This is a genomic window from Kribbella koreensis (assembly GCF_039525325.1).
Taxonomy (GTDB): Bacteria; Actinomycetota; Actinomycetes; order Propionibacteriales; family Kribbellaceae; genus Kribbella; species Kribbella koreensis.
Map to the genome: position 1 here is coordinate 290,550 of NZ_BAAAHK010000020.1, position 24,983 is coordinate 315,532.

The window sequence follows — 24,983 nt, forward strand, 5'->3', positions numbered from 1 at the left end:
CACCCCAGGCGACCCACGGCAGCCTGTCATCCCGGCACCCAAAGCAACCGCGGGCCGACCGGGCGCCCTGTCTCTGTAGTTCTCCATTCCCTGGCAACTGGAGCCCCGGCACCGCCGTAACCACCGCAGCAGGCGGGACTGGCTGTTGCTCTTGGCTGTTGCTTATAGCAACAGACCCTCCGCTTGGGCGGAGGGTCTGTTGGGGGTGGAGCTAGATGAGCCAGGCGGTTGTGTCGGTGGGGAGTTTGTCGCCGTCGAGGGGCGCACTGGAGAGGACTACGGCGCCTTCGGGGAGTTCGATGGGGGCGGCGCCGAAGTTGGTTACTGATTGCCAGCCGCCGGGGCGGGTGAAGTGGAGGGACCATTCGACGCCGTCGATCCATTCGAGGCCGGCGTTGGTTTGCAGGCCTCGGCGGACGGCTAGTGCCTTGCGGTAAAGGGTGAGGGTGGAGGTTGGGTCGGACTCCTGGGCCTCGACCGAGTAGCCGCCGAACCAGGTCGGCTGGAGTAGGTGGGAGCCGCCGGAGCCGAAGCCGAAGGAGAGGCCGCCGATTGTCCACGGGAGTGGGACTCGGCAACCGTCTCGGCCCTTCTCGGCGCCCTTGGAGCGGAAGTAGGCGGGGTCTTGCAGGCTGGCGGCCGGGAGTTCGCCGACTTCCTGCAGACCCAGTTCCTCACCTTGGTACAGGTACGCCGAACCGGGCAGCGCGAGCATGAGCAGTACCGCCGCACGCGCCCGCCGCAACCCCTGCTCCACATCGACCGTCGGCTCGGTGCCGTTGCTCAGCAGCCAGGCCTTGCCGTCCTGCCACAACCCCTCCGGATCGCGCGGCAGTCCGTACCTCGTCGCGTGCCGGACGACGTCGTGGTTGGAGAAGACCCAGGTCGACGACGAGCCGTTCTCCTCGGCCAGTGCGAGGTTCTCCTCGATCACCTGGCGGAACTTCCCGAAGTCCCAGTCGGCCTGCAGGAGGTCGAAGTTGAACGCCTGCCCGAGCCCGTCGGCACTCGCATACCGCGCGCGCCGGGCCGCCGGTACGAACGCCTCGGCGACCGCCGATCGTGGCGGGTCGTAGGAGTTGAGCACCTTGCGCCACTCGCGGTAGATCTCGTGCACGCCCTCGCGATCCCACAGCGGATGAGCACCGAGCGACTCCGACTGACGAGGCAGCACAGTCTTCGACGGCAGCGGCTCGGTCAGGTCCTTGACCAGCGCGTGCGCCACATCCACCCGGAACCCGTCCACCCCGCGGTCCGACCAGAACCGCAGCGTGGTGAGGAAGTCGTCGCGGACCTCGGAGTTGTCCCAGTTGAGGTCGGGCTGCTCGGCCGCGAACAGATGCAGGTACCACTGCCCGTCCGACGTCTGCGCCCAGGCCGATCCGCCGAAGACCGAGTCCCAGTCCGACGGCGGCTCGGACCCGTCAGGCCCGGCGCCGTCGCGGAAGATGTACCGATCGCGGGCCGCCGAACCCGGACCGGCGGCCAACGCCTCCTGGAACCAGGTGTGCAGGTTCGAGGTGTGGTTCGGGACGATGTCGACGATCAGCTTGATCCCGGCGCCGTGCAGCGCGGCGACCAGGTCGTCGAAGTCGCTGAGCGTGCCGAGCCGCGGGTCGACGTCGCGGTAGTCGTCCACGTCGTACCCGCCGTCGGCGAGCGCGGACGGGTAGAACGGGCTCAGCCAGACCGCGTCGATGCCGAGCGAGGTCAGGTACGGGACGCGGCTGATGATGCCGGGCAGATCGCCCACGCCGTCGCCGTTGGAGTCGGCGAAACTCCGCGGGTAGATCTGGTACACGACCGCTTGCCGCCACCAGTCGGCATCGGTCGGGTCACCACTTCGGCTCACCTGGGTCTCGGTGCTGGTCAAGAGCGCCTCACTCTGGTTTATATAGACTCTAAATTTAGATTCTGCAGTATTGTGCGCGGGTACTCGCGAGGAGGTCAAGAGGGAATATGGCGACTACCGCCGCGGCCACGCCGCCGCTGCTGCGCAGGGTCAACGCCGGGAAGCTACTCGGCGTGCTGTCCACGGCGGGCGTGATGACAGGTACCGGCCTGATCGAGGCGACCGGGCTGACCCGCGCGACCGTGCACGCGGTCTGCAACGACCTGATCGCGATGGGCTGGGTGGTCGAGCTCGACCCAGGACACGACGCACCCGGTACGCCGGTGGGCCGGCCCTCCCGTCGTTTCGAGTTCAACAGCCAGGCGGGCTACGTGCTCGGGATCGACGTCGGCGCGGCCAAGACCACCGTGCTGCTGTCCGACCTGCGCGGCGAGACCGTCGCCAAGACCGGCCGCTCGTTCCAGGCGGTGAAGACGCCCGCCGAGCAGACCCAGGTCGTCAACGAGGCGGTCCTCGAGGTGCTCGGCGAAGCCCAGGTGACCGACGCCGAGGTGCTCGCCGCCGGGGTCGGGGTGGCCGCGCCGGTCGATCGCGAGGGCAACATCCTGAGTGACGACGAGTTCTGGCGGCGCTTCGACGCCGGACTGACGACCCGGCTGAGCGAGCTGCACGGCTGGCCGGTGCTGCTGGAGAACGACGCGAACCTGGCCGCCCTCGGCGAGCACTGGCGAGGTGAGGCCCGTGACGTCGATGATCTGGTCGTGCTCCTCGCGGGCGAGCGGTTCGGTTCCGGGCTGATGGACTCCGGCCGGCTGCTGCACGGCAGTCGCGGCGGGGCGGGCGAGATGGTGTACCTCAAGCTGGTCGAGGGCGTGGGAGATACGGCCGGTATCGCCCGGACAGCTCGCGAACAGGGCGCCAAGGCGATCGCCGACCCCGCGGTGAAGACGAGCCTGCGCAGGCTGGCGGGCGACGGAGCTGTCACCGCGGAGCTGGTCTTCGCGGCCGCGGCCGATGGAGACAAGGTTGCTGTTGGCATCCTTCAGCAGATCGCCGGGCGGACCGCCAGAGTGCTTGCCACGCTGGGGATCCTCTTCAACCCGGAGCTGGTGGTGATCGGTGGAGCCGTCGCCACGGCGGCCAAGGCGTTGCTGCCGGAGATCGAGAAGCAGCTCGCGACCTTCACCGCCACTCCCCCGCGGGTGGCGGTCTCGTCGCTGGGCGACACGATCGTGTCGGTCGGCGCGGTCCGGCACGCCCTCAACTACGTCGAGCAACACGCACTGGATCTCCAGCTCAACTGCCGAGGCTAGGCGCACATTTGGCGTCTTCGAACACCAAGCGGTGACCTCGGACATGAAATAGCGTGTTCAAGGTCCCCGGACAGTGTTCAAGGTCCCCGCACGGTGATCGAGGTCCCGGACGGTGGTCGAGTTCCCGGACGGTGGTCGAGGTCGCCGGACGGTGGTCGAGGTCGCCGGACGGTGGTCGAGGTCGCCGGACGGTGGTCGAGGTCGCTGGATGGTGGTCGAGGTCGCCGGTGCTGCCCGGGGCTAGGCGAGGGTCCAGCGTGGGGAGGTGATGGGCGTCGGCGGGTTCCACTCGGGGCGGATCATGCTGTGCATTTTGGAGTCTCGCCAGCCCGTGCGGATGAGGACCGTACGGCGGAGGATGCCCTCGTACGTCATCCCGATGCGTTTCAGGACGGCGGCCGAGGCGGAGTTGCGGGGGTCGCAGGTGGCCTCGATGCGTTCCAGCTGACGGTCCTCGAAGCCGAACTGCAGCAGGATGCGCGCGATCTCGCTGGCCACGCCCTGCCCCCAGTGGTCGGGGTGGACGGAGTAGCTGATCTCGCCGCGCTTCCACGCGGCATGGCGGATGTTCAGTTCGCCGATGCCGAGCACGCCGGTCACAGGATGAGTCGCGACCCAGGCAAAACGGGTCCGCGGGTCCACCCGGGCGGAGGCGATCGCGGCCGACACGAAGGCCTCGGTCTCCGCTTCCGTGTTCGGTCCCCACGGCTGGTACCTGCACGACTCCTCCAGCGAGGCCCACTCGTGGATCCGTGGCCAGTCACCTTGCTGGAGGGGTCGCAGCGTGATCTTCGACAGGTCGAGAGCGTTCACCCGAGCCACGCTAAGCCTGGAAACGATTGCGTAGCCGGACCTCAGCCCCTCGAATTGATCAAGGTCTTATGGAATCCGGGTCAGCAGCTGAGCCGCCGCCTCCAGTACGACGAGGTTGCGACCGTACGTGACAGCCGTCGGAACGGCCGCCGGCACCAGTGCGCGGTCCTCGGGGATGCCCGTGCACAGCACGAAGACATCGCCCTCGTGGCTCTCCAGCAACTCCTGGAGCGCCGCGCGCATCCACGGCGTACGGACGGCGTCCTGTACTGCGACCACCAGCGGCCGCCCGATCGCCGCGTTCTGAGCCTCCGAGAGCGCAGCGGGGTCCTCGCCGCGCAGTACGACGCCTGCCGAGCCTGGCGCGACCTTCGCGAAGACCTCCGGAAGGCCGCTGAAGTACGGATTCCAGGCCGGGTGCAGCCCCTGCGTCAGATCCACCACGTACGGCGACCCGCCCAGCCCCGGGAAGTCCTGCCGGGTGACCGTCCGGGCAGCCACTTCACGAGTCGGCGCCCCATCCAGCCCCGGCAGACGAGTACGTCCCGCGAGCGTCGCTGCCAGCGCGCGAACCCGGCCGGCGGCATCCGCGAGCCGGGCTGCGTCGAGCGTCCCCTCGTCGACAGCCTGGACCAGCCGGGCCGTCAGCGCCGCAGGGTCCGCCTCGCCGATCGCGATCATCGCCAGATCGGCACCGGCCCGGATCGAGGCGACGGTGGCGTCCTCGATCGACTGGGTCGCGGTGATCGCCTGCATCTCGAGCGCATCGGTGGTGATCACGCCGGTGAACCCGAGCTCCTCGCGCAGCAGCCCGTGCAGGATCCGCCGCGAGAGGGTGGCCGGCTGGTCGTCGTACGCCGAGAAGATGATGTGCGCGCTCATGATGACGTCCGCGCCGGCCTCGATGGTCGCCCGGAACGGCGCGAGCTCGACCGCGCTCACCTGCTCGATCGAGCGGTCCACCCGGGGCAGCGCGAGGTGGGAGTCGACGGTGACGTCACCGTGGCCGGGGAAGTGCTTGGGGCAGGCGGCGATGCCGGCGTCGTGGACGCCCTGGACGAAGGCCACGCCATGGCGGGAGACGACGTCGGCCGTCGTACCGAACGAGCGGGTCGAGATGATCGGGTTGGCCGGGTTGCTGTTCACGTCGACCGAGGGCGCGAGCATCAGGTCGATGCCGAGCGAGGCGAGGGTGGCAGCGGCGTCGCGGGCCGAGGCGCGGGTCAGATCCACGTCGTCCAGCTCGCCGAGCGAGCGCGGCGAGGACAGCGGCCAGGGGTTGGCGGGCGCGAGGTGGCTGAACTCGCCGCCCTCGTGGTCGATCGCGATCAGCACGTCCGGCCGCGCGGCCCGCAGCGAGGCGGTCAGCGCGGCGACCTGCTCGGCGCTGTCCACGTTGCGGGTGAACAGGATGACGGCGCCGAGTCCGGCGGCGACGGAGCGGAGGAGTTCGTCGGGGGCGGTGGTTCCGTTGAAGCCGACGACGAGGGCGCCGGCGGCGTCGCGGTCCACCGACCGGGGCGGAGGGGCGGGGGAGGTCAGACGCAGCTCACTCATGCGCCTACCCTCTCGTGCCCGCGCGCGGATCGCTAGCTGAACCCGTCACGGACAGCGAAGGATTGCCCTCGTTGTTGACGATTGAAGCGCCTTGAAGGCCATCGTTGTCAGACTATGTCCTGGCATGAATCAAGCGCTGGCCTGCGGGATCATGGATGATTAGCACCGACAACCTCTCGCCGGATTGGCCGGTTACAGATAACGTTGTCTCCCGATCCAGCCCGCGATCCGCACCGGTACTGACAGGGGGAACATGACCGACCAGCCAGTGACCGTGCTAGGCATCGATATCGGGGGCACGAAGATGGCTGCCGCGATCGTGGCGGCCGACGGGGAGATCCTGACCAAGGACCGGATCGCGACCCCGCCCGGCGATGCCGACCAGGTGTTCGCCGCGCTCGGCGAGCTGATCGCCCGGGTCAAGGGCGACACCGAGCCGGCCGCGGTCGGGATCGGTTCGGCCGGGCCGCTGGACCAGGAGCACGGCCTCGTCTCCCCCGTGAACATCGCGGGCTGGCGGAACTTTCCGCTCGTCGACCGGGTCCGCGCGCTGGTCGGCGACGTACCGGTGACGCTGGGCGTCGACGGGCACTGCTTCGCGCTCGGCGAGTTCTGGACCGGCGCCGGGCGTGACGTCGGCAGCCTGCTCGGGATCGTCGTCTCCACCGGGGTCGGCGCCGGGATCGTGGTCGACGGTCGTCCGCTGCTCGGACAATCCGGCAACGCGGCGCACCTCGGGCACGTCGTGGTCGACCTCGACGGCGAGGCGTGCGCGTGCGGGTCGTACGGTTGCGTCGAGACGTACGCGAGCGGTCCGCGGATGGTTGCCCGGGCCAAGCGTCGCGGCTGGCGCAGTACCGAGGACGTGGACGCGGCGGTACTGTCCGCGGACGCCGCCGCCGGGGACGAGATCGCGCTGTCGGTCTTCGACGACGGGGCGCAGGCGCTCGCGGCGGGCATCGTTGCCACCGCTGTGACCGTTGACCTTACGACCGTCGTGATCGGCGGCGGGGTGGCCAAGGCGGGACCGGTGTTGTTCGACCCGGTCCAGCGCTGGGTGAAGCGCCTCGCGCAGCTCCCCTTCGTCGCCGACCTGACCGTCCAGCCGGCCCAGCTCGACAACGCCGGCCTGATCGGCGCCGCCCGGCTCGGCTGGGATCTGTTGCCCGCGGCCACGCCCTCGGAGAGCGCGCTGCGGTAGTTCACCGGCAGTTGGCGCCACGGTAACCGTCGGATCGACGGTCGGTGACCCCTCACACACAGATGTGGCGTGCGGAAAGGGGTCTCCCGAGCAAATTTGCGCACTTTTTACGCAATTGCCCGAATTCTTGTAACGGCGACCCCTGCTGTTCCGATGCAACGGATGGACGGGGTGGGGGCACGCCGTTCGAGGGCAATCAGGGGGGACCTGCATGCCAGGGATTGACCGTTTGCGTAGGCGGCGAGGAGGAGACTCCTCGCCGCTCTCGCAGGCACTTGGATACCGATGTACGCACGTCCACCAGCGTTGTCCGGGGCAACGCTCGACCGTAGGGAATAGGTCCTGATGGACGCTGCCGTACTCATCGTCTTCGCACTCTTCTTCACCGCGCTCGTGGTCGCCACGACGGCCAGCCGAGGCGTGCTGCGTACCTCCGTACGCCGCCCGCTGCTGTTCCGGACCGTCGTCGTGCTCGCCGCCGCAGCCACCGTCCCGGTCGACCTGTACGCCGTCGTGTACGGCACGGCCGGACCGGGTGGCGTGGATGTCGGCGACGTGGCCGGCCGCTTGCTGCTCCTGAACGTCGCCGCCGCGTGCGGCGTCGCGGCCCTGCACGAGTCCCTCCGGGGACGCGCCATCTCCGCCGCCTCGGAACCGGACGAGCTGTCCGACTCCGAGCAGCCGGTGCGGATGGGCGTGCTGGGCTGGACCGGCCCACTGATCGCGCTCGTCGCGGTCACCGCCGTCGTCGTACTCGGATCCCGGGGGAACGGACCTGAGCTCGGCAACGTCGGACCCGTCTGGGCCGTTTATTCCCTGCTCATCTGCGTGATCAGCGCGTACGCGCTGCTGCGCCGGCGAGCAGTAGAGGTAGGTGCGGTCGATCCTCAGGAGGGATGAGGATCGAGCGCGGGTTCTGCACCGCGGACGGTAGGCCGGAGGTTGCGGGAGGGTAGCCGCCGGGGACACAAACCCCCGTACACGGTGCAGAACCGACTTCACTGGAACGAAGGAACCCCCACGCAGAGGAGTGCGTGGGGGTTTGACGTACTAGTTGCCCTTGAGCCACTCGGGCTCGGGCAGCCGGGAGCGGTCCAGCTTGCCGCTGGAGTCCAGCGGCAGGTCCTCGACCGGGATCAGGTCGGCCGGGACGAGGTAGATCGGCAGCTCCTTGGTGAGCTCCAGCAGGAGGTTCGCCAGTACTGCGGGGTCGCTGTCCTCCAGCACGACGTATCCGATCAAGCAGGTGTCGCCGGCCGGGTCGGCGCAGGCGACCACCACTGCGTCGATCACGCCGGGCAGGTCGGCCAGTACGTGCTCGGTCTCTCCCGGCTCGACCCGGTGCCCGCGGATCTTCACCTGGTCGTCAGCGCGGCCCAGGTAGTCCAGCGACCCGTCAGCACGCCAGCGGCCGAGGTCACGGCTCCGGTACAACCGTCCGCCCGGATGCGCCGGGTCGCTCACGAACGCGGTCTCCGTCTCCTCCGGACGGCCAAGGTAGCCCTGGGCAACTGCCACGCCACCGAGGTGGATCTCCCCGATCGCACCAACCGGTACCGGCCGGAGCGCCTCGTCGAGCAGGCGCACCACCACGCCGTCGATCGGTCGCCCGATGGACGGCCGGTCCTCGTCCGGGTCGACCTGGTGGATCGTGGTCACCACGGAGGCCTCGGTCGGCCCGTACTCGTTGTAGAGCGTGCACTCCGGATGCGCCTCGAGGAAGTCGCGGATCTTGTGCGTCACGACCATCGCCTCACTGCCCGCGACGATCTCGCGCAGGGCCGGCAACTCGGGCACCTTGCGCATCGTGGCGAGCAGCGCGGTCAGCGGCGTGAACGCCATGAACAGCCGCTCGACCCCGTGATCCTTCAGCGCCGCGATGACCGCGTCCGGGTCGTACCGGTCGTCCTCGCCGATCAGCACCAAGGCAGCACCGGAGGCGAGCGCGGTGAACATCTCCTGCACGTGGACGTCGAAGCCGAAGGACGTCCATTGCAAGGTGCGCAGCGACCGCCTGGTACGGAGGTAGTGCCGGATGAGGTTGACCGGGCCGCGATGCGGTACGGCGACACCCTTGGGGTTGCCGGTCGAGCCGGATGTGTAGATGCAGTAGGCGATGTCGTCGGCAGCGGCCCGTACCGGCGGGGCCTGCTTCGACCGCGTGTCACCGTCGACCGCAGCGACCGGCACCAGCCGCAGCCCGAGCCGGTCGGCCAATGCGGCGTCGTCGCCGACCAGCGCGACCGCTCCCGCGTCCGCGGTCATGAAGGACCAGCGCGACTCCGGTACGCCGGGGTCGAGCGGCAGATACGCAGCGCCTGACTTCAGCACGGCCAGTACTGCGACGACGAGCTCCGCTCCCCTGGCGACCCGGACCGCGACGAGCTGGCCGGGCTTCACGCCGAGGTCGACGAGCTGCCAGGCGACGGCGTTCGAGCGGCGATCGAGTTCGGCGTACGAGATCTCGCGGTCGCCCTGGATGAGCGCGATCGCGTCGGGCGTCCTGGCGACCTGCTGCTCGAAGAGGGTGTGCAGGCCGCTCAGCTCGCCTGCGACGACGGCGTCGCGGCGGAGGCGGCCGACCGGGCCGGTCTGCGGCGCCTCACCCTCGAACTCGGCCAGGATCTTCTTGTCCTCGTCGATCGGAAGCATCAGGTCAGGGAGCGGGAGGCGCGGGTCCTCGATCGCACGGCGCAGGACGGCTTCGAGGTAGGCGAGCAGGCGCTTGATGGTCTGGTGGTCGAACAGGCCGGCGCGGTAGTCCGCAGTACAGGTGATGCCGCCGCCGTGGTACGCGAGGCGGAAGCGGAGGTCGAGGCTTTGGGCGAGCTCTTCCTCGCCGGCCTCGAACTCGACCAGTACCTGGAAGAGCGGGTCCTGCTCGAGCGTCGCGAGGTCGGCGGTCGAGTGGTCGACGGCCGTCGTGGTGATCTCACGGACGCGCTGGGCCAGGTCGCCGAGGTCGGGCTCGCCCGTGAGGTCCAGGCGGAGCGGGAGGGCCGGCTGGCGCGTGGTGTCGCCGGGGCGGCGGAGGGCGGCGGTGCCGATGACGAGGTCGTCCTGGTCGGCGAAGCGGCCGAGCACGGTGCCGACAGCGGCGAGCATCGTCATCAGCGGGCTGACCCGGCGGTCGCGGCTGAACGCGAAGACTGCGTCGCCGATCTCCGAGTTGAGTTCGTGGGTGACGGTACCGATCACGTCGTCGCCGGCCGGGCGAGGGCGATCGGTCGGGAGGACGAGCGGCTGAGCGCCTTCGAGGGCGGTCTGCCAGTACTCCAGATCCCTTGCCCGCTTGGCTTTCTCGGCCTCCGCCTTGGCCTGCTGGGCCTTCTTGCCGTCTTTCTCCGGTACGCCGGCAGTCGCGGCGCTCTGGGTCGCGTCGCTGAGCTGCTCCCCGGCTCCATGCTGCTGTCCGGCCCCACGCTGCTGTGCTGCTTCGTGCTCTTGGGCTGCCTCGTGCCGCTGGGCCGTGTCGTTGAGGAGGGCGAGTTGCTCGTGCATGAGCTTGGTGACACCGTCGACGAGCTGGCCGGCGACGCGGAGCTGCTGCGACATGAGGGCGGCCATGCCTGAGCCCGGCAGCTCCGCTTCGCTGGTCGCGGCGGCTGCGGCGTCGACCTTTGCGGCCAATTCGGCCAGGCCTGAGCCGAGCACCGCGAGCGCAGTACGGGGGTCTGCGTTCTCTGCTGCGGGTGCGTCCGCGGCGGGCTCGGTTTGGCGGAGGAGGTCGAGCGGGTCGACCTCGTCGCCGTCCGGTTGGTTGCGGGAGGCAACGGCCGCGGCGAGCTTGTGGGGGGTGTTGAGATCGTCGAAGAGCTCGCTCACGGCGATCTCGACGTCGAACCGCTGGCCGACCTCTTCCACCACCCGCAACATCGACAGCGAGTCCGCGCCCAGCTCGGCGAACGTGTGATCCACCGTCAGGTCGTACGGATCCAGCCCGAGCTGCTCGCCGGTCAGATCGAGCACAGCCTCCAACGAGTCCCGATACAAGTCCGCAGCCGAGGCAACCGGCTGGCTTCGTTCTTCAGGAACCTCAGCCTCAGCGACCGCAGGCTCAGCGCCTGCGGTCGAGACAACCTTGGCCGGGACCATCTGCACATAAGCAGACGCAACCAGCTCAGCGCCATCCAGCTCGACGACCGGCAGCGGCTCGGTGACCTCGATCGGCTGCGTGCTGAGGCGATCCGGGTCGTCCTCGGCCGGAATCGCGAACGGCGACAGATCGACTTCCTCGATCGTCGGCACGACCACACCGTTGGACGCCGGCGGATCCAGCGGGATGCGCTTCAGCGCCGCCCCACTGCGCTCGATCGACCGCTCGTCCTCGACCACCGCCGGCTGCGCCGACGCCACCGGCCGCGCCGAAGCGTCCACCGGGTGATGCACCCGGCGGAACGGGTACGTCGGCAGCGGCACCCGGCCGCTCTCCGGATACACCTTCGCCCAAGCGATCTCGGTGCCCTGCTCGTACAGCTCGGCCAGTCCGTTCATCGTCGCCAGCACCGGGTCCTGCCCGAGTCGCTGGGCCGGGATCCACGTGCTGTTCGGCGCGATCCGGCGACCGGCCGGGCTCAGCACGGCATCCGGCCCGAGCTCCAGGAACCGCCGGCAACCAGCTGCGGTCAACGCCTCGACGGCGTCGCCGAACAGCACCGGCTGCCGTAGCTGCCCGACCAGGTAGTCGCCGTCGAGCGCAGTACCGCTCTCCAGCAACTCGCCGGACCAGCTCGACACCATCGGCATCCGCAGCGGCTTGAGCTTGATCTGTGCGACAACCTTCGCGAAGTCGGCCAGGATCGGTTCGACCAGCGAGCTGTGGAACGCGCGGTCGACATCGAGCCGCTGCCACTTGAGCTCCAGCCGGTCGAGCTGCTCGGCCAGCTGCCCGACGATCACCTCGGAACCGGTCAGCACGAAGTTCTGCGGACCGTTGCCCGCGGCAATCTCCACGCCCGGGGTCTGGGCCAGTTCGCGGACCCGATCAGCATCGGCCCGGACGGCGACCATCGCGCCGGGGACAGTGCCGCGCTGCATCAGTACTCCGCGCTGCGCGGTCAACTTCACGCCATCCGCGAGGGACAACGCGCCGGCCACGCACAGGGCGGCGTACTCGCCGACGCTGTGCCCGACCACCAACGCGGGCTGGACTCCGAAGGACTGCCAGAGCCTTGCGAGCGCCAGCTCGAACGCGAAGAGCGCGGGTTGGGCGGTCTCGGTCGGCCAGACGCCGTCGTCGGTGCCGGCCGGGGTCAGCAGCAGCTCGAGGAGTCTGCCGCCGACCTCTTCTTCGTAGACCTTGTCGCACTCGTCGAGGACTGCGCGGAAGACGGGGAACCTGGTGGCAAGGCCGGCCGCCATTCCGCGCCGGGCCGCACCTTGGCCGGTGAACGCGAAGCCGAGCGGGCCGGGGCCGCCGCGCGGTACTTCGGCGGTGGCGGCGGATGCCAGGGCTTCGGCCAGCTCGGATTCGGAGGAGCCCGCCACGGCGATGCGGTGGCGATGGGCTGGGCGGCCGATCGACGCAGTACCGGCCAGGTCGATGAGGCGTTGGCCTGTGCCCTCTTCCAGCTCTGTGCGGAAGAGGACGGCGAGGTCGGCCAGGGCGGCCGGGTCGGGGGCTGAGATCGGGAGGACGACCGGGCCGTCTTCGCCGCGGCGGATCTGGCGCGGGGCCTCTTCGAGGATGACGTGCGCGCTGGTGCCCTTGGCGTCGAGTGCGCTGACGCCTGCGCGGAGCGGCGTACCGGCTTCCCAGTCGCGGACCTCGGTGCCGACCACAAAGGGGCTGTTGGCAACCGATAGGTCCGGGTTCGGCTTGCTGTAGTTGATGGTTGGGACGAGGGTGCGGTGCTGGAGCATGAGCACGGTCTTGATCAGGCCGGCCATGCCCGCGGCGCTGTCGAGGTGGCCGATGTTGGGCTTGACCGAGCCGATGGTGACGAAGCCGACCTGGTCGGTGTGCTTGCGCAGCGCGGCGGTGAGGGCGCGGAACTCGACGGTGTCGTCTTCCGCCGTACCGGTCGCGTTGGCCTCGACGTAGCTGAGCGATGCGGCCGGTACGCCGGACTTCTCCAGCGCGCGCTCGACGAGCTCGACCTGGCCGGCCTGGCCGCCGTCGTTGGTGACGGCGGAGCCCTTGATCACGGCGTACACGGTGTCGCCGTCGGCAACCGCCTGGTCGAGCCGCTTGAGCAGCACGGCCGCGACGCCGTTGCCACCGACCGTGCCGTCGGCCTTCTCGTCGAAGGCGCGGACGTGGCCGGTCGGCGAGAGGATCGAGCGGGCATTGGCGTGGTACCCCGTTGCCTGCGGCACGTGGACCGCGGCGGCGCCGGCGAGCGCGAGATCCGCGTCCCCACTGCGCAACGCCTGGCAGGCAAGGTGAACCGCCACCAGCGAGGAAGACCAAGCAGCCTGTACGCCGATCGCCGGGCCGGTCAGGCCGAGCCGGTACGCCACTCGGGTCGCCAGGTAGTCCGGCGGCTGATTCTGTTGCGTGTAAAGGTTCATGCCCGAGCCGGCGAAGATCCCGATCCGGCCCGACGCACCGGCGTACCCGCCGTTCTCCAACGCCTGCTGACAAACCTCGAGGAACAGCCGCTGCGCCGGGTCCGTCAGCTCGGCTTCCCGATCACTCAGCCCGAAGAACGCCGCGTCGAACAACTCGACATCGTCCAGCGCCCCACTGACCGCAACCAGCTCTTCGTCCCCGAAGGCGTCAGTCCCGCCGGCTTCCTTCAGCTCTTCCTCACTGAACCGCCGGACACTCTCCACTCCCCCCAGCAAGTTCTCCCAGAACTCATCCACCGACGAAGCCCCCGGGAACCGCCCAGCCAGCCCCACCACAGCCACCGGCTCCACCACACCGGCCCTGACCGCAGCCTTCCCATCCTTCCGAGCCCGCTCCCCACCCTTCGCGGGCGCGCGCACGGCCGCCACAGCCAGCCCAGCTTCCGCAGGCTCGGCTCCTGCTTCGACCCTGCCAGCCTCAGCAACAAGTACCTCAGAGCCCTCGGCGTCGGCGGCCTCCTGCCCAGGCACCTCCGCATCGCCGTCCGAACCGCCCAGCGCCTCCGCAGAAGCCGCCGCGGCACCCTCTGCAGGAGCCAACTCAGCACCCTCTGCAGGAGTCGGCTCAGCAACCTCCGCAGCAGCCTCTGCAGGAGCCGACTCAGTAACTCCCGCGGGTGCCGACTCGACAGCCTTCGCGCCCGCAGCGTCCCGAGCCACCGCTCCCGGCATCATCCGCACGTAGTCGCTCGCCACCAACTCCTCAGGAGTCGCCGCGACAACCTCCGTGCCGGCACCGTCCTCGGCCACAGCCCTACCAACCGCAGGCACCATCCGCACATAGGCGCCCGCCACCAACTCCTCAGCGCTCGCCCCAGCAACCTCCGCCGAGCGTTCGCCGCCTACCTCTGCAACCGCCCGAGCAGCACCAGCCTCGTCAACACCCGGCGACGCAACACCAGCATCACCCGGTACGCCGTCAGCCCGCGCCCCACCCGTCAGCCCACCAGCACCCGCCGCACCACCCGGCTGCCCGTCAGCTGCCTCGACATCACCGGCCTCTACCTCCGCCGACTCGCCACCCGTCTCCAGCTGACCAACCCCGACGGCTCCACCCACCTCGGCAACCTCAGCTGCCCCACCACCGTCAGCCCGCGCCGCAGCAACCTCGACCGGCTCACCCTCAGCCGCCCCAACGCCATCCGCCGGCGAACCGGCCAGCTCGACAGACCCAGGGTCCCCAGCCTGCGCTTCGGTGGCCTCAACAGCCACACCACCGCCAGTCCGCGCCTCAGCAACCTCATCCGGCTCGCCACCATCGGCGCCAACCTCGGCGACCCCAGCCAGCTCAAGGGACCCGCCGTCCTCAGCCCGCACCTCGGCAGCGCCAGCCGTCTCGGCAACGCCAGCTGCCTCGACACCGTCAGCCGCATCGACACCTTCCGCCTGCGACCCGATCAGCTCAGCAGCTTCGCCATCACCACCGTGTGCCTTCGCAACCTCGGGCGACTCGGCCGCGTCCGCTTGCGACGCGGCGGATCCAGCGGATTCGCCATCGCCAGCCTGGGCCTTCGCAGTCTCGGCCGACTCAGCACTGTTGCCTGGCCGCGATGGGGTCGGCTCGGCAGACCTGTTGTTCTCGGCCCGCACCTCAGCAACATCAGCCGACTCAGCGTCGACGGCCTGCGCCTTGGCCGCTTCGGACAGCTCGGCAGCGTCCGCCTGCGACCCGATCAGCTCAGCAACTTCGCCGTCGCCAGCCTGTGCCTTGGCAGCCTCGGCCGGTTCGGCGTCTCCGCCCGGCTGCGACTGCGTGAGTTCGGCAGACCTGGCGCTATCGGCTCGCACCTCGGCGACCTCAGCCGCCTCGCCCGTGTCCGCTTGCGACGCGGCAGGTTCAGCGGATTCGCCGTCACCGTCCCGGCCCTCGGCAACATCAGTCGACTCAGCGTCAACCGCCTGCGCCTTGCCTGCTTCGGACAGCTCGGCATCGCCCGCCTGCGTCTTGACCGTCTCGGACAGTTCAGCATCGCCCGCCTGCGTCTTGGCCACCTCGGACAGCTCGGCATCGCCCGCCTGCGATCTGGCGGGCTCAGCAGATTCGCCGTCGGCAACCTGGGCCTCGGCAACGTCAGCCGACTCAGCGTCAGCGTGCTCAGCGTCAGCGTGCTCAGCGTCAGCCAGCTGCGCCATGGCCGCGTCGGCATCGACCGCCTGCGACCTGGCCAGCTCAGCAGCTTCGCCGTCGGCGGCCTGGGCCTCGGCAACGTCAGCCGACTCAGCGCCAGCCGGCTCAGCAGCTTCGCCGTCGCCAGCCTGCGCCTCGTCGACCTCGGTCGACACAGCGTCACCCGCCTGCCCGTTGCTGGGCTCAGCGGACTCGTTAGCGTCCGTCTCGGGCTTGGTGAGGTCGGCTGGTTGAGTGTTGTCGGCTTGTTGGTCGGTGGGGTTGGCAGCTTGGTGTTCGGGGTTGTCGGAGTCGGTCGACGGCGGCTTGGCGTCAGCGGAGTTCTTGGAGACCCGGATGATGGGTAGCTGGGTGGTTTCCTCGTCGAGATCCACCGTCGGCGGACGTGAGGCAGTAGCCGGTACAGCCTCTGCAGTCGACCCGCCGGTCGCGTCAGCCGAGGTGACAGCTGCCGGTACGTCGGCGTCCACCCCGTCGACATCACCCGAGTCGGCATGGCCGGAGTCGACGTCACCCGAGCCGCCGTCACCCGAGCCTGCGTCACGCGGGTCGGCGTCACCCGAGTCGGTGTCACCCGAGTCGGTGGAGACGGAGTCGGCATCGCGGGAGTCGGCGGTGTCGGCGGCGTCGTGCGGGGTGCTCGGGGCGGTTGCCTCTCCGCTTGATGCGTCGGTTGAGGCGGGCGAGCTGGCGGGGGGCGCGGGGGTGGTGCTGGCGACGGATGCGTTGGAGTCGTCCGCCAGTGCGTCGGCGGACTCCGCGGGAGTGTCAGCAGCCTTCGTACGACGGTCAGCGGCTGCGTCTGCGGATGCATCGGTTGATGCGTCGGCGTTGGTGCTGGCGACGGCCTGGTCCGCGTCGATGGGTTCAGTCGGCAGTTCCGCGCGGGCGGAGTCGGCGTGGGAGGTACCGGCCGGTGCGTCGGTGCGGGAGGTACCGGCGGGTGCATCGGTGGTGGGTGTGTCTGCTGTTGAGTCAGCGGCGGTTTGCTCGGGCAGGTCGGCGCTCGTGGGCGGCACGGGGTCAGCGGTGCCGGTGAGGGCGTCGGTACCTGCGGTGCCGGTGAGTTCGTCGGTACTTGCGGGGCCGGGCCGAAGGTCGGCGCCTGTGGGGGCGGGCCTTACGTCGGTGCCTGCCGTGCCGGTCAGTGCGTCAGTAGCGGTGGTTCTCGGTTCGGGGTCGGCCGGTGACTCCGTGTCGGTGGGGTCAGCAAGCGGTTGCGTGGCGGGGGACGCGGTCGCAGAGGTGGCGTGGAGGTCGTCGGTGAGGGGGTCGGTGCTGACGGGTCCTGCCGTTGAGTTGGCGGGCGCAGGGCCGGCGAGAGAGTCCGGCGTGCGAGTCGGCTGGTCGGCGTCGGTCGTACCGGTCGGCGGGTCGACGTCGATGGTGGAGGCCGACGGATCCGCTTCGAGCGAGTTCGCCGCAGCACCCGTCAGCTGGTTCGCAGCACCCGCAGCACCCGCAGTACCCGCAGCACCCGTCAGCTGGTTCGCAGCACCCGTCTGCTGGTTCGCAGCACCCGTCTGCTGGTTCGCAGCACCCGCAGCACCCGTCGGCTGGTTCGGAGTGTGGGTCGGCTGGTCCGTGGTACCGGTCAGGTGGTCGTCGGTGCTGTCAGCTTGTGGGGTGGTGGTGAGGTCGTCGGGGGCGGGGTGGCGGTTGGCGCCGAGGGTGGGGCGTTGGGGTGGGGTGGGGATGGAGTCTTGGAGGTTGCGGCGCCACGCGAGGCGGACGACGGGGAGTTCTGTGGTTTGTTCGCTGGCGTCCTCGTCGTCGTAGCGGGACGAGGCGGGGACGGAGCCTGGGCGGATGGGGTCGCCATAGGGGGAAGCGACGGGAGGCGTGGCGTAGGGGCCGGGGGCCGTCTCCAGGGTGTTGTCCAGCCAGCGTTGCTTCAGGAGAGGGCGGAGGATTTTGCCGCCGGGGGTGGTGGGGAAATGGCGGCGCGGGACGCCGACGACGCGGGCGTCCAGGCCTAGGCGCCCGCGCACAACGGAGCGGATGGCCTCGTCGACGCCCTCGGCCGACTCCGACGAGAGGGCGTAGAAGATCAGGAGGCGCTCAGTGCCAAGCGCAGCGTCCGCGACACCGCAGGCTGCGACCAGGCCGGCGACAGCTCCAGGGGCGGTTGCAGCGACCGCCTCGAGCTCGTGTGCGTAGTACGTCTGCCCGTTGAGGATGATCCGCTCGCTGTCGCGACCAGTGATCACCACCTGCCCACCAGTGATGAACCCCTGGTCCCCAGTAGCCAGCCACTTCCGCGCCGGCCAGTTGCCCGCCGGGAAGGCAGCCCGGTCTGCATCCGGATTCCCCAGATACCCAGGCGTCACCCGAGCAGACGCGATCTGCAACTGCCCGATCCGCCCCTCCGGCAGCACAGCGCCGTTGGGCCCCACGATCCGCACGGTCGCCCCAGGAGCCGGAGCACCGACAGACACCAGACTCAGTACGCCGGGCGCATCCACACGCCCCTTCCCCGGCCGAGCAACCGCGACCTTCCCAGCACTGGTCCGCTGGTCGACCCACTCGACCACACCGGTCTGCGAGATCCGCACCCGATGCACGTTCGGCGTCAGCCCCGGCCGACCGAAGGTGATCCCGGTGACCGTCTCCGTCATGCCCCACGCCGCAACGAACGTCTCCGGCACCACGCCGAACCGATTCGTCAGCCGCAGGAACTCGCTCACCACCGGCACCGTGATCTGCTCGCCACCACTGACCAGACTGCGCAACGCCGACAGATCCCAGTGCCGATCCGGCTCCCCAGCGATCGCCGCGGCAGCCAGCCGATACCCGAAGTTCGGCGACCACGAGTGGTTCACCCGGTGCTGGTCCATCAGGTCCAGCCAGCGCAGCGGCTCCGCGAGCACCCAGTCGGTCGCGACGTGGATGTTGGTGCAGCCGGTGAACACGGGCAGCAGGTGGTACAGCAGGAAGGCCCCGCTGTGATCCAGCGGCAGCCAGTTGAGAGTCGTCTGCCCCGGCCGCACCGGCAGCATCGCCGGCGTACCGGCTGCGAACTCGACCAGCCCGCGATGCGTGAGCTGGATGATCTTCGGCGTACCAGTGCTGGACCCCGACGTCATCATCAGCACCGCGACGTCGTCCGCCGCGGGCCGGTGGAACTCGGAAGTCGGCTCATGCCCGGCCAGCGCATCGGGATCGAGCACCGGCAGCCCGAGGTCGTTCGGCAGATCCGACGGCCGCCCGATCAGTACCGTCCAGCCGAGCAGGTCGGTGACCTTCCGGAGCCGCTCGCGCCCCTCCTCGGTCGTGTCACCCTCCGGCGACGGCGACATCAGCAGCGGCCGGATGCCACCCAACGTGCACGCCCAGAACGCCGCGAAGAACCCGACCGGCTCCGTGCAATGCACAACTGCCGGATCACCGGCCCGTACGCCGTTCGCGCGCAAGCCGGCCAGTATCCGCGCAGCCAGCTCGAGCAGCGTCGGGAAGTCGAGCCGCGTCTCGCGACCGTCCGGGCCGATCTCGACGACTCCCGCCGTACCGAAGTCGCGGGCGGCCCGCAGCAGGGCGCTGGGCAGATCGCGCGGATACCCCGCCGGGATCATCAGCGCCGGCCCGGTGCTGATCGCCGGCCGGTCCATACCGCTCCTCATCGCACCAGCCCCACAGCCACACCAGGGAGCACAGAGGCGCCAGTCAGTTGGCGACCCACGGACACGTGCCTCCCCAACTGGACGGAGCCGGGCTCAGGGCATGCCCGTCTCGCTGGTATCGACAGAAAAGCCCCGTTGACGACTCGCGCGAAAGAGGGTGACCGAGTGGTCCCGGTGCGTCATCGCGTGAGCCGACGAACGGGAACCTTACCAGCCGAAATGTGACCTGGCCGAAGCAGTTCCGGCAGCTGACTGTTAAGAAAGTCAGCAGGACTGAGAGGTGGGCGCTGAGGGGATCGAACCCCCGACATCTTCCTTGTAAGGGAAGCGCTCTACCGCTGAGCTAAGCGCCCTCGTCACCGCCTGTCAGAAGGCGGAGCGGAAAGTCTAACCGAGATCGGGGCGAAGACTTGCCAGGGCCTCCGCGTACTCATCCGGGTCCCGGGCCGCACCGATCTCGTTGACCACGGACCAGCGCACCAGGCCGGCCTGGTCGACCACGAAGGTCCCGCGCAGCGCGCAGCCCCGGTCGGCGTCGAACACCCCGTACTGCGAGGCGATCGCGCCGTGCGGCCAGAAGTCGCTGAGCAGCCCGAACTCCAGCCGTTCGGCCTCGGCGTACGCGCGCAACGTGAACATCGGGTCGCACGAGATCCCCACGAACTCCGCGCCGGCCAGTAGTTCGGGCCGGTCGCGGAGCGCGCCGAGCTCGCTCGTGCACACCCTGCTGAAGGCATACGGATAGAACACCAGGACCACGTCGCGCCGGCCCCGGTACTCCGAGAGCCGGAACTGCTCGCCGTGCTGGTTCCGGGCGGTGAAGTCCGGTGCCTGGTCGCCGACCCTAGGGACGACGCCAGTCACCGTGCATTCACTTCCTGACCTTGGGCGACTTCGGCAGCACCAACTTCGTCGCCGACCAGTCCGGGGTCGCGCTCAGGCTGCTGGTCGTCTGCATCCCCGCCGTCGGCGCCGCCTCCGCGATGTCCGCCGCGTCGACGTAGCCCTCCCGGCCCACCTTGGGAGTCATCAGCCAGACGGCACCGCCGGCCTTCAGGTCGGTCAGCGTCTCGAACAGGGCGTCGACCAGATCCCCGTCTTCCTCGCGGAACCAGAGCAGGACGACATCGACCGCGTCGTCCGGTTCGTCCCCGGTGAACTCCTCACCGGTCAGTTCCACGATGGCGTCGCGGAAGGCGTCGTCACAGTCGTCGTCGTAGCCGAGCTCCAGCACGACCGTGCCGCTCTCGAAGCCGAGCCGGCTCGCCATGTTCGGCTCGCCGCTCTTGCCGTCCGCGTGGTCCGCGGTCGCGCTCACGTGTCCTCCTCCGTCGTCCCCGGTGCACGGGGGTAGGCGTCAGTAGCAGTAGTCCATCGTGGCCTACCGCGTCGCGCAAGTATGCACGAGGGTTCCGTGACGTGTCCGGTATCCGCATGTCGGACACGGTGCGTGTCCGGTGGGAACCTACCCTTCCAGGCGAGATATGCCGGGGTTGTGGATGCGAAGTAGAACGCATTCCGGTCAGGTGACAGGATTACCAGTGCTCCGATCACTCAGCACTGGAGTAGGACCGACTAGACAGACAGGCAGGACACCCGTGGCTTCCGGACACGAACCACCAGCCATCATCACCGAGGGGATGCCCACCCAGCTCCCCGACATCGACCCCGACGAGACCCGCGAGTGGGTCGAGTCGCTCGACGCCGTGCTGGACGAACGCGGCAAGGCGCGAGCGCGCTACCTGATGCTCAAGCTGATCGAGCGGGCGCGGGAGCGACAGGTGGGGGTGCCCGCGCTGCGGAGCACGGACTACATCAACTCGATCCCGCCCGAGCGCGAGCCGTGGTTCCCCGGCGACGAGCACATCGAGCGGCGGATCCGGGCCTTCATCCGGTGGAACGCCGCGGTGATGGTGAGCAAGGCCAACCGCAAGGGCCTGGAGGTCGGCGGCCACATCGCCACCTACCAGTCGGCGGCCAGCCTGTACGAGGTCGGCTTCAACCACTTCTTCCGGGGCAAGGACCACCCGGGCGGTGGCGACCAGATCTTCATCCAGGGTCACGCCTCCCCCGGTATGTACGCCCGGGCCTTCCTCGAGGGCCGGCTGACCGCCGACCAGCTGGACGGGTTCCGCCAAGAGGTCTCCCGCGGTCCGCACCAGGGCCTGTCGTCGTACCCGCACCCGCGGTTGATGCCCGACTTCTGGGAGTACCCGACGGTCTCGATGGGGCTGGCGGCGCTGGACTCGATCTACCAGGCGCGCTTCAACCGGTACCTGCACAACCGCGGCATCAAGGACACCAGCGACCAGCACGTCTGGACGTTCCTCGGTGACGGCGAGATGGGTGAGCCGGAGTCGCTCGGCGCGATCGGCCTGGCCGCCCGCGAGGAGCTCGACAACCTGACCTTCGTGGTCAACTGCAACCTGCAGCAGCTGGACGGCCCGGTCCGCGGCAACGGCAAGGTGATCCAGGAACTCGAGGCGTACTTCCGTGGCGCCGGCTGGAACGTCATCAAGGTGGTCTGGGGCCGGGAGTGGGACGCGCTGCTCGCGCAGGACCACGACGGCGCCCTGGTCAACAAGATGAACACCACCCCGGACGGCCAGTTCCAGACCTACTCGGTCGAGTCCGGCGAGTACATCCGGAACAACTTCTTCGGCGGCGACCAGCGGCTGCAGGCGATGGTCCGCAACCTGTCCGACGAGGACCTGCGCAAGCTGCCCCGCGGCGGTCACGACTACCGCAAGGTCTACGCGGCCTTCAAGAGCGCCAAGGAGCACGTCGGCCAGCCGACCGTCATCCTGGCCCAGACCGTCAAGGGCTGGACGATCGAGGCGCTGGAGGGCCGCAACGCGACCCACCAGATGAAGAAGCTCACCTCCGACGACCTGAAGACCTTCCGCGACCGGCTCTACCTGCCGATCGAGGACAAGGACCTCGAGGACGCCTACAACCCGCCGTACTTCCACCCGGGCAAGGACTCCCCGGAGTACCAGTACATGATGGAGCGGCGGTCGCAGCTCGGTGGCTTCCTGCCCGAGCGCAGGGTCCGGCCGAAGACGCTGAAGCTGCCTGGTGACGACGTCTACAAGCCGCTGGCCAAGGGCAACGAGAAGACCCCGGTGGCGACCACGATGGCGCTCGTCCGGCTGTTCCGTGACCTGATGAAGGACCCGGAGATCGGCCACCGGATCGTCCCGATCGCCCCCGACGAGTACCGCACCTTCGGGATGGACTCGATGTTCCCGACGGCGAAGATCTACTCGCCGCACGGGCAGACGTACGAGGCCGTCGACCGCAATCTGCTCCTCGCCTACAAGGAGTCGGAGAAGGGTCAGCTGCTGCACGAGGGCATCAGCGAGGCCGGCGCGATGGGCTCGATGATCGCCGCCGGTACGGCGTACGCGACGCACGGCGAGCCGATGATCCCGTTCTACATCTTCTACTCGATGTTCGGGTTCCAGCGCACCGGCGACCAGCTCTGGGCGCTCGGCGACCAGCTCGGCCGCGGCTTCCTGATCGGCGCCACCGCGGGCCGGACGACGCTGACGGGTGAAGGTCTGCAGCACGCGGACGGCCACTCGCCGCTGCTCGCCTCGTCGAACCCGGCGGCCGTGCACTACGACCCCGCGTTCGCCTACGAGGTCGCGCACATCGTCAAGGACGGCCTGCGCCGGATGTACGGCTACGGGCTGGACAAGGACAAGCCGTACGGCGAGGACGTCTTCTACTACCTGACCGTCTACAACGAGCCGGTCGCGCAGCCGGCCGAGCCGAAGGATCTCGACGTCGCGGCCCTGCTCAAGGGCATGTACCGCTTCGAGGAGTACCAGACGGCCTCGGGCGACGACGTACCGCGCGTCCAGCTGCTCGGCTCGGGTGTCGCGCTGCCGTGGGTCCGCAAGGCCCAGCAGATCCTCGCCGAGGAGTACTCGGTGGCCGCCGACATCTGGTCGGTGACGTCGTGGAACGAGCTGCGCCGCGACGCGATCGCCGCGGAGCAGCACAACCTGCTGCACCCGGACGAGGATGAGCGGGTCCCGTTCATCACCCAGCAGCTGAAGGACACCAAGGGCCCGGTCGTCGCGGTCAGCGACTTCATGCGCGCGGTGCAGGACCAGATCTCCCGCTGGGTGCCGAACGACTACACCTCGCTGGGCACCGACGGCTGGGGCCTGGCCGACACCCGCGCGGCGGCCCGCCGGCACTTCCAGGTGGACGCCGAGTCGATCGTCGTCGCCGCCCTGGAGATCCTGGCCAAGCGCGGCGAGGTCAAGCGCGAGGTGGCCGCGGAGGCAGCCCGCAAGTACCGCATCGACGACCCGACCGCGGTAGCCGGAGTCAAGCAAGAGGGCGCCGGCGCCTGACGAAATAGCTCACGCCAAGGGCCGTCCACCGATCCGGTGGGCGGCCCTTCGCCGTCTACGAGAAAGTACGTAGTACAGGCCGCAAGCAGTTGGGTATTGCGACCGACGCGGCCACTGCCGCCCCGCTCATACCGTCGGTGACATGACTGGCGCAGGCATCGCTCTACTCGCGGGGACGGTATCGACCCTCCTGTTCGCGTCGAGCACCCTGCCGATGGTGGTGAAGGCGGCGCGGACGAGGGACCTCTCGTCGTACAGCCTGGCGAATCTCGTCCTCGCCAACATCGGCAACGCCGTCCACTGCATCTACGTGGTGCACCTGCCGGTAGGGCCGATCTGGGCCTTGCACGGCTTCTACGTCGTGACGACCGGGCTGATGCTGCTGTGGTGCTTGCGCTACCGGCCGGCCCGTCGAGCGCCCGGCACGCAACGCACTGAGCGGAGACTCGCATGATCACCGAAAGCATTGAGACTGTCATCATCGGAGCTGGGCAGGCCGGGCTGGCGACCGGGTATCACCTGCGGAAGCGGGGACGGCGGTTCGTCATCCTCGACGGGAACGCGCGGGTGGGTGACAACTGGCGGGCGCAGTGGGACTCGCTGCGGCTCTTCACGCCGAAGAAGTACGACGGGCTGCCGGGCATGCCCTTCCCGGGCAGCAAGTGGTCCTACCCGACCAAGGACGAGGTCGCCGACTACCTGGAGTCGTACGCCGCCCACTTCGAGCTGCCGGTTCGCACCAGGACGACGGTGGACCAGCTCGAGCCGCTGGACGACGGCGGCTACGCCCTGATTACCGGCGACCGGCGGATCCTGGCCACCAACGTGGTCGTTGCCACCGGCACCTTCGGCCGTACGCCGTACCTGCCCGACTTCGCCGTCGACCTCGACCCGGCGATCCGGCAACTCCACTCCAGCGAGTACCGGCGCCCGGCGCAGCTCAAGGACGGGCCGGTCCTGGTCGTCGGCGGCTCGCACTCGGGTACCGACATCGCGTACGAGGTCGTCACGACCCATCCCACCGTGCTGGCCGGCCGCGACCCCGGTCAGATCCCGGTCCGGCTGGAGAAGAAGGGCGCCCGGATCTTCTTCCCGGTCTTCCTCTTCCTCGGCAAGCACCTGATCACCCGCCGGACGCCGATGGGCCGCAAGGAGCTCCACGAGATCCGGTACCACGGCGGACCGATGCTCAGGGTCAAGCGGGAGAACCTGCTCGAGCGCGGCGTCGAGCGGGTGCACAACCGGGTCGCCGGCGTCCAGGACGGACGGCCCGTACTCGACGACGGCCGGGTGATGGACGTGGCGAACGTCGTCTGGTGCACCGGGTTCCGCCAGGTGTTCGACTGGATCAAGGCGCCGGTCATCGGTCCGGACGGCTGGCCCGAGGAGATGCGTGGTGTCGCCGACGGCGCGCCCGGCCTGTTCTTCTGCGGCCTGTGCTTCCAGTACGCCTTCACCTCGATGACCCTGCCCGGCGTCGGCCGGGACGCGGAGTACGTTGCCAAGCGCATCGTCGCCCGTTCCACGGCCGCCAGAACCGTCACCGCCGCCTGAGG

At 69.4% G+C, this 24,983-nt stretch carries 12 protein-coding genes and 1 tRNA gene; 6 read left to right on the forward strand and 7 right to left on the reverse strand.

Annotation, left to right across the window (positions count from 1 at the left end):
• Window positions 1-211: 211 nt before the first annotated feature.
• Window positions 212-1,873, reverse strand: coding sequence for a glycoside hydrolase family 13 protein (locus ABD116_RS36485; RefSeq protein ID WP_343981447.1), 1,662 nt, complete (start codon window positions 1,871-1,873; stop codon window positions 212-214).
• Window positions 1,874-1,959: 86 nt separating this feature from the next.
• Here ABD116_RS36485 and ABD116_RS36490 point away from each other — a divergent pair, with 86 nt between their 5' ends.
• On the forward strand, window positions 1,960-3,165 hold the full coding sequence (locus ABD116_RS36490; RefSeq protein WP_343981449.1) for an ROK family protein: 1,206 nt from the start codon (window positions 1,960-1,962) through the stop codon (window positions 3,163-3,165).
• A 240-nt stretch (window positions 3,166-3,405) separates the two neighbouring features.
• Here the strand turns inward: ABD116_RS36490 and ABD116_RS36495 are convergent, their stop codons facing one another.
• A complete protein-coding gene (locus ABD116_RS36495) occupies window positions 3,406-3,978 on the reverse strand; it encodes a GNAT family N-acetyltransferase (RefSeq protein WP_343981452.1) in 573 nt (190 codons plus the stop codon).
• 66 nt (window positions 3,979-4,044) lie between these two features.
• The gene (gene nagZ, locus ABD116_RS36500; RefSeq protein ID WP_343981455.1) at window positions 4,045-5,535 is read right to left on the reverse strand and encodes a beta-N-acetylhexosaminidase; all 1,491 of its coding nucleotides are present in this window, start codon (window positions 5,533-5,535) and stop codon (window positions 4,045-4,047) included.
• Between the two features lie 253 nt (window positions 5,536-5,788).
• Between nagZ and ABD116_RS36505 the strand changes: the two genes are divergently transcribed.
• Complete coding sequence (locus tag ABD116_RS36505) at window positions 5,789-6,736, forward strand: ROK family protein (protein ID WP_343981458.1); 948 nt, start codon at window positions 5,789-5,791, stop codon at window positions 6,734-6,736.
• 345 nt (window positions 6,737-7,081) lie between these two features.
• Entirely contained in the window at window positions 7,082-7,636 is a 555-nt protein-coding gene (locus ABD116_RS36510; protein ID WP_343981462.1) for a hypothetical protein, read from the forward strand.
• A gap of 150 nt (window positions 7,637-7,786) precedes the next feature.
• On the opposite strand, the gene ABD116_RS36515 is transcribed toward ABD116_RS36510, so the two are convergent.
• The 4 genes from ABD116_RS36515 to ABD116_RS36530 form a co-directional block, all read right to left on the reverse strand.
• A complete protein-coding gene (locus ABD116_RS36515) occupies window positions 7,787-19,045 on the reverse strand; it encodes a non-ribosomal peptide synthetase/type I polyketide synthase (RefSeq protein ID WP_343981466.1) in 11,259 nt (3,752 codons plus the stop codon).
• Window positions 19,046-19,338: 293 nt separating this feature from the next.
• Window positions 19,339-19,410, reverse strand: a tRNA-Val gene (locus tag ABD116_RS36520).
• A 34-nt stretch (window positions 19,411-19,444) separates the two neighbouring features.
• Window positions 19,445-19,921: a peroxiredoxin gene (locus ABD116_RS36525; protein WP_343981470.1), complete on the reverse strand. Its 477-nt coding sequence runs from the start codon at window positions 19,919-19,921 to the stop codon at window positions 19,445-19,447.
• Window positions 19,922-19,928: 7 nt separating this feature from the next.
• Window positions 19,929-20,375, reverse strand: a complete 447-nt coding sequence (locus ABD116_RS36530; RefSeq protein WP_343981473.1) for a DUF3052 domain-containing protein — start codon at window positions 20,373-20,375, stop codon at window positions 19,929-19,931.
• A 322-nt stretch (window positions 20,376-20,697) separates the two neighbouring features.
• Between ABD116_RS36530 and aceE the strand changes: the two genes are divergently transcribed.
• The 3 genes from aceE (at window position 20,698) to ABD116_RS36545 (ending at window position 24,981) form a co-directional block, all read left to right on the forward strand.
• On the forward strand, window positions 20,698-23,427 hold the full coding sequence (gene aceE / locus ABD116_RS36535; protein ID WP_343981538.1) for a pyruvate dehydrogenase (acetyl-transferring), homodimeric type: 2,730 nt from the start codon (window positions 20,698-20,700) through the stop codon (window positions 23,425-23,427).
• A gap of 142 nt (window positions 23,428-23,569) precedes the next feature.
• Window positions 23,570-23,881 (forward strand): hypothetical protein, encoded by a 312-nt coding sequence (locus tag ABD116_RS36540; RefSeq protein WP_343981476.1) that lies wholly within the window; start codon window positions 23,570-23,572, stop codon window positions 23,879-23,881.
• Window positions 23,878-24,981 (forward strand): flavin-containing monooxygenase, encoded by a 1,104-nt coding sequence (locus ABD116_RS36545; protein ID WP_343981479.1) that lies wholly within the window; start codon window positions 23,878-23,880, stop codon window positions 24,979-24,981. Before ABD116_RS36540 ends, ABD116_RS36545 begins: the two co-directional genes overlap by 4 nt.
• The last annotated feature ends 2 nt before the right edge of the window (window positions 24,982-24,983 follow it).

Bases quoted from the DNA above. Each gene is read 5' to 3' on its own strand.
- ABD116_RS36545 (WP_343981479.1), top strand. From the start codon at position 23,878: ATGATCACCGAAAGCATTGAGACTGTCATCATCGGAGCTGGGCAGGCC.
- ABD116_RS36510 (WP_343981462.1), top strand. From the start codon at position 7,082: ATGGACGCTGCCGTACTCATCGTCTTCGCACTCTTCTTCACCGCGCTC.
- nagZ (WP_343981455.1), bottom strand. From the start codon at position 5,535: ATGAGTGAGCTGCGTCTGACCTCCCCCGCCCCTCCGCCCCGGTCGGTG.
- aceE (WP_343981538.1), top strand. From the start codon at position 20,698: ATGCCCACCCAGCTCCCCGACATCGACCCCGACGAGACCCGCGAGTGG.
- ABD116_RS36505 (WP_343981458.1), top strand. From the start codon at position 5,789: ATGACCGACCAGCCAGTGACCGTGCTAGGCATCGATATCGGGGGCACG.
- ABD116_RS36515 (WP_343981466.1), bottom strand. From the start codon at position 19,045: ATGGACCGGCCGGCGATCAGCACCGGGCCGGCGCTGATGATCCCGGCG.
- ABD116_RS36490 (WP_343981449.1), top strand. From the start codon at position 1,960: ATGGCGACTACCGCCGCGGCCACGCCGCCGCTGCTGCGCAGGGTCAAC.
- ABD116_RS36540 (WP_343981476.1), top strand. From the start codon at position 23,570: ATGACTGGCGCAGGCATCGCTCTACTCGCGGGGACGGTATCGACCCTC.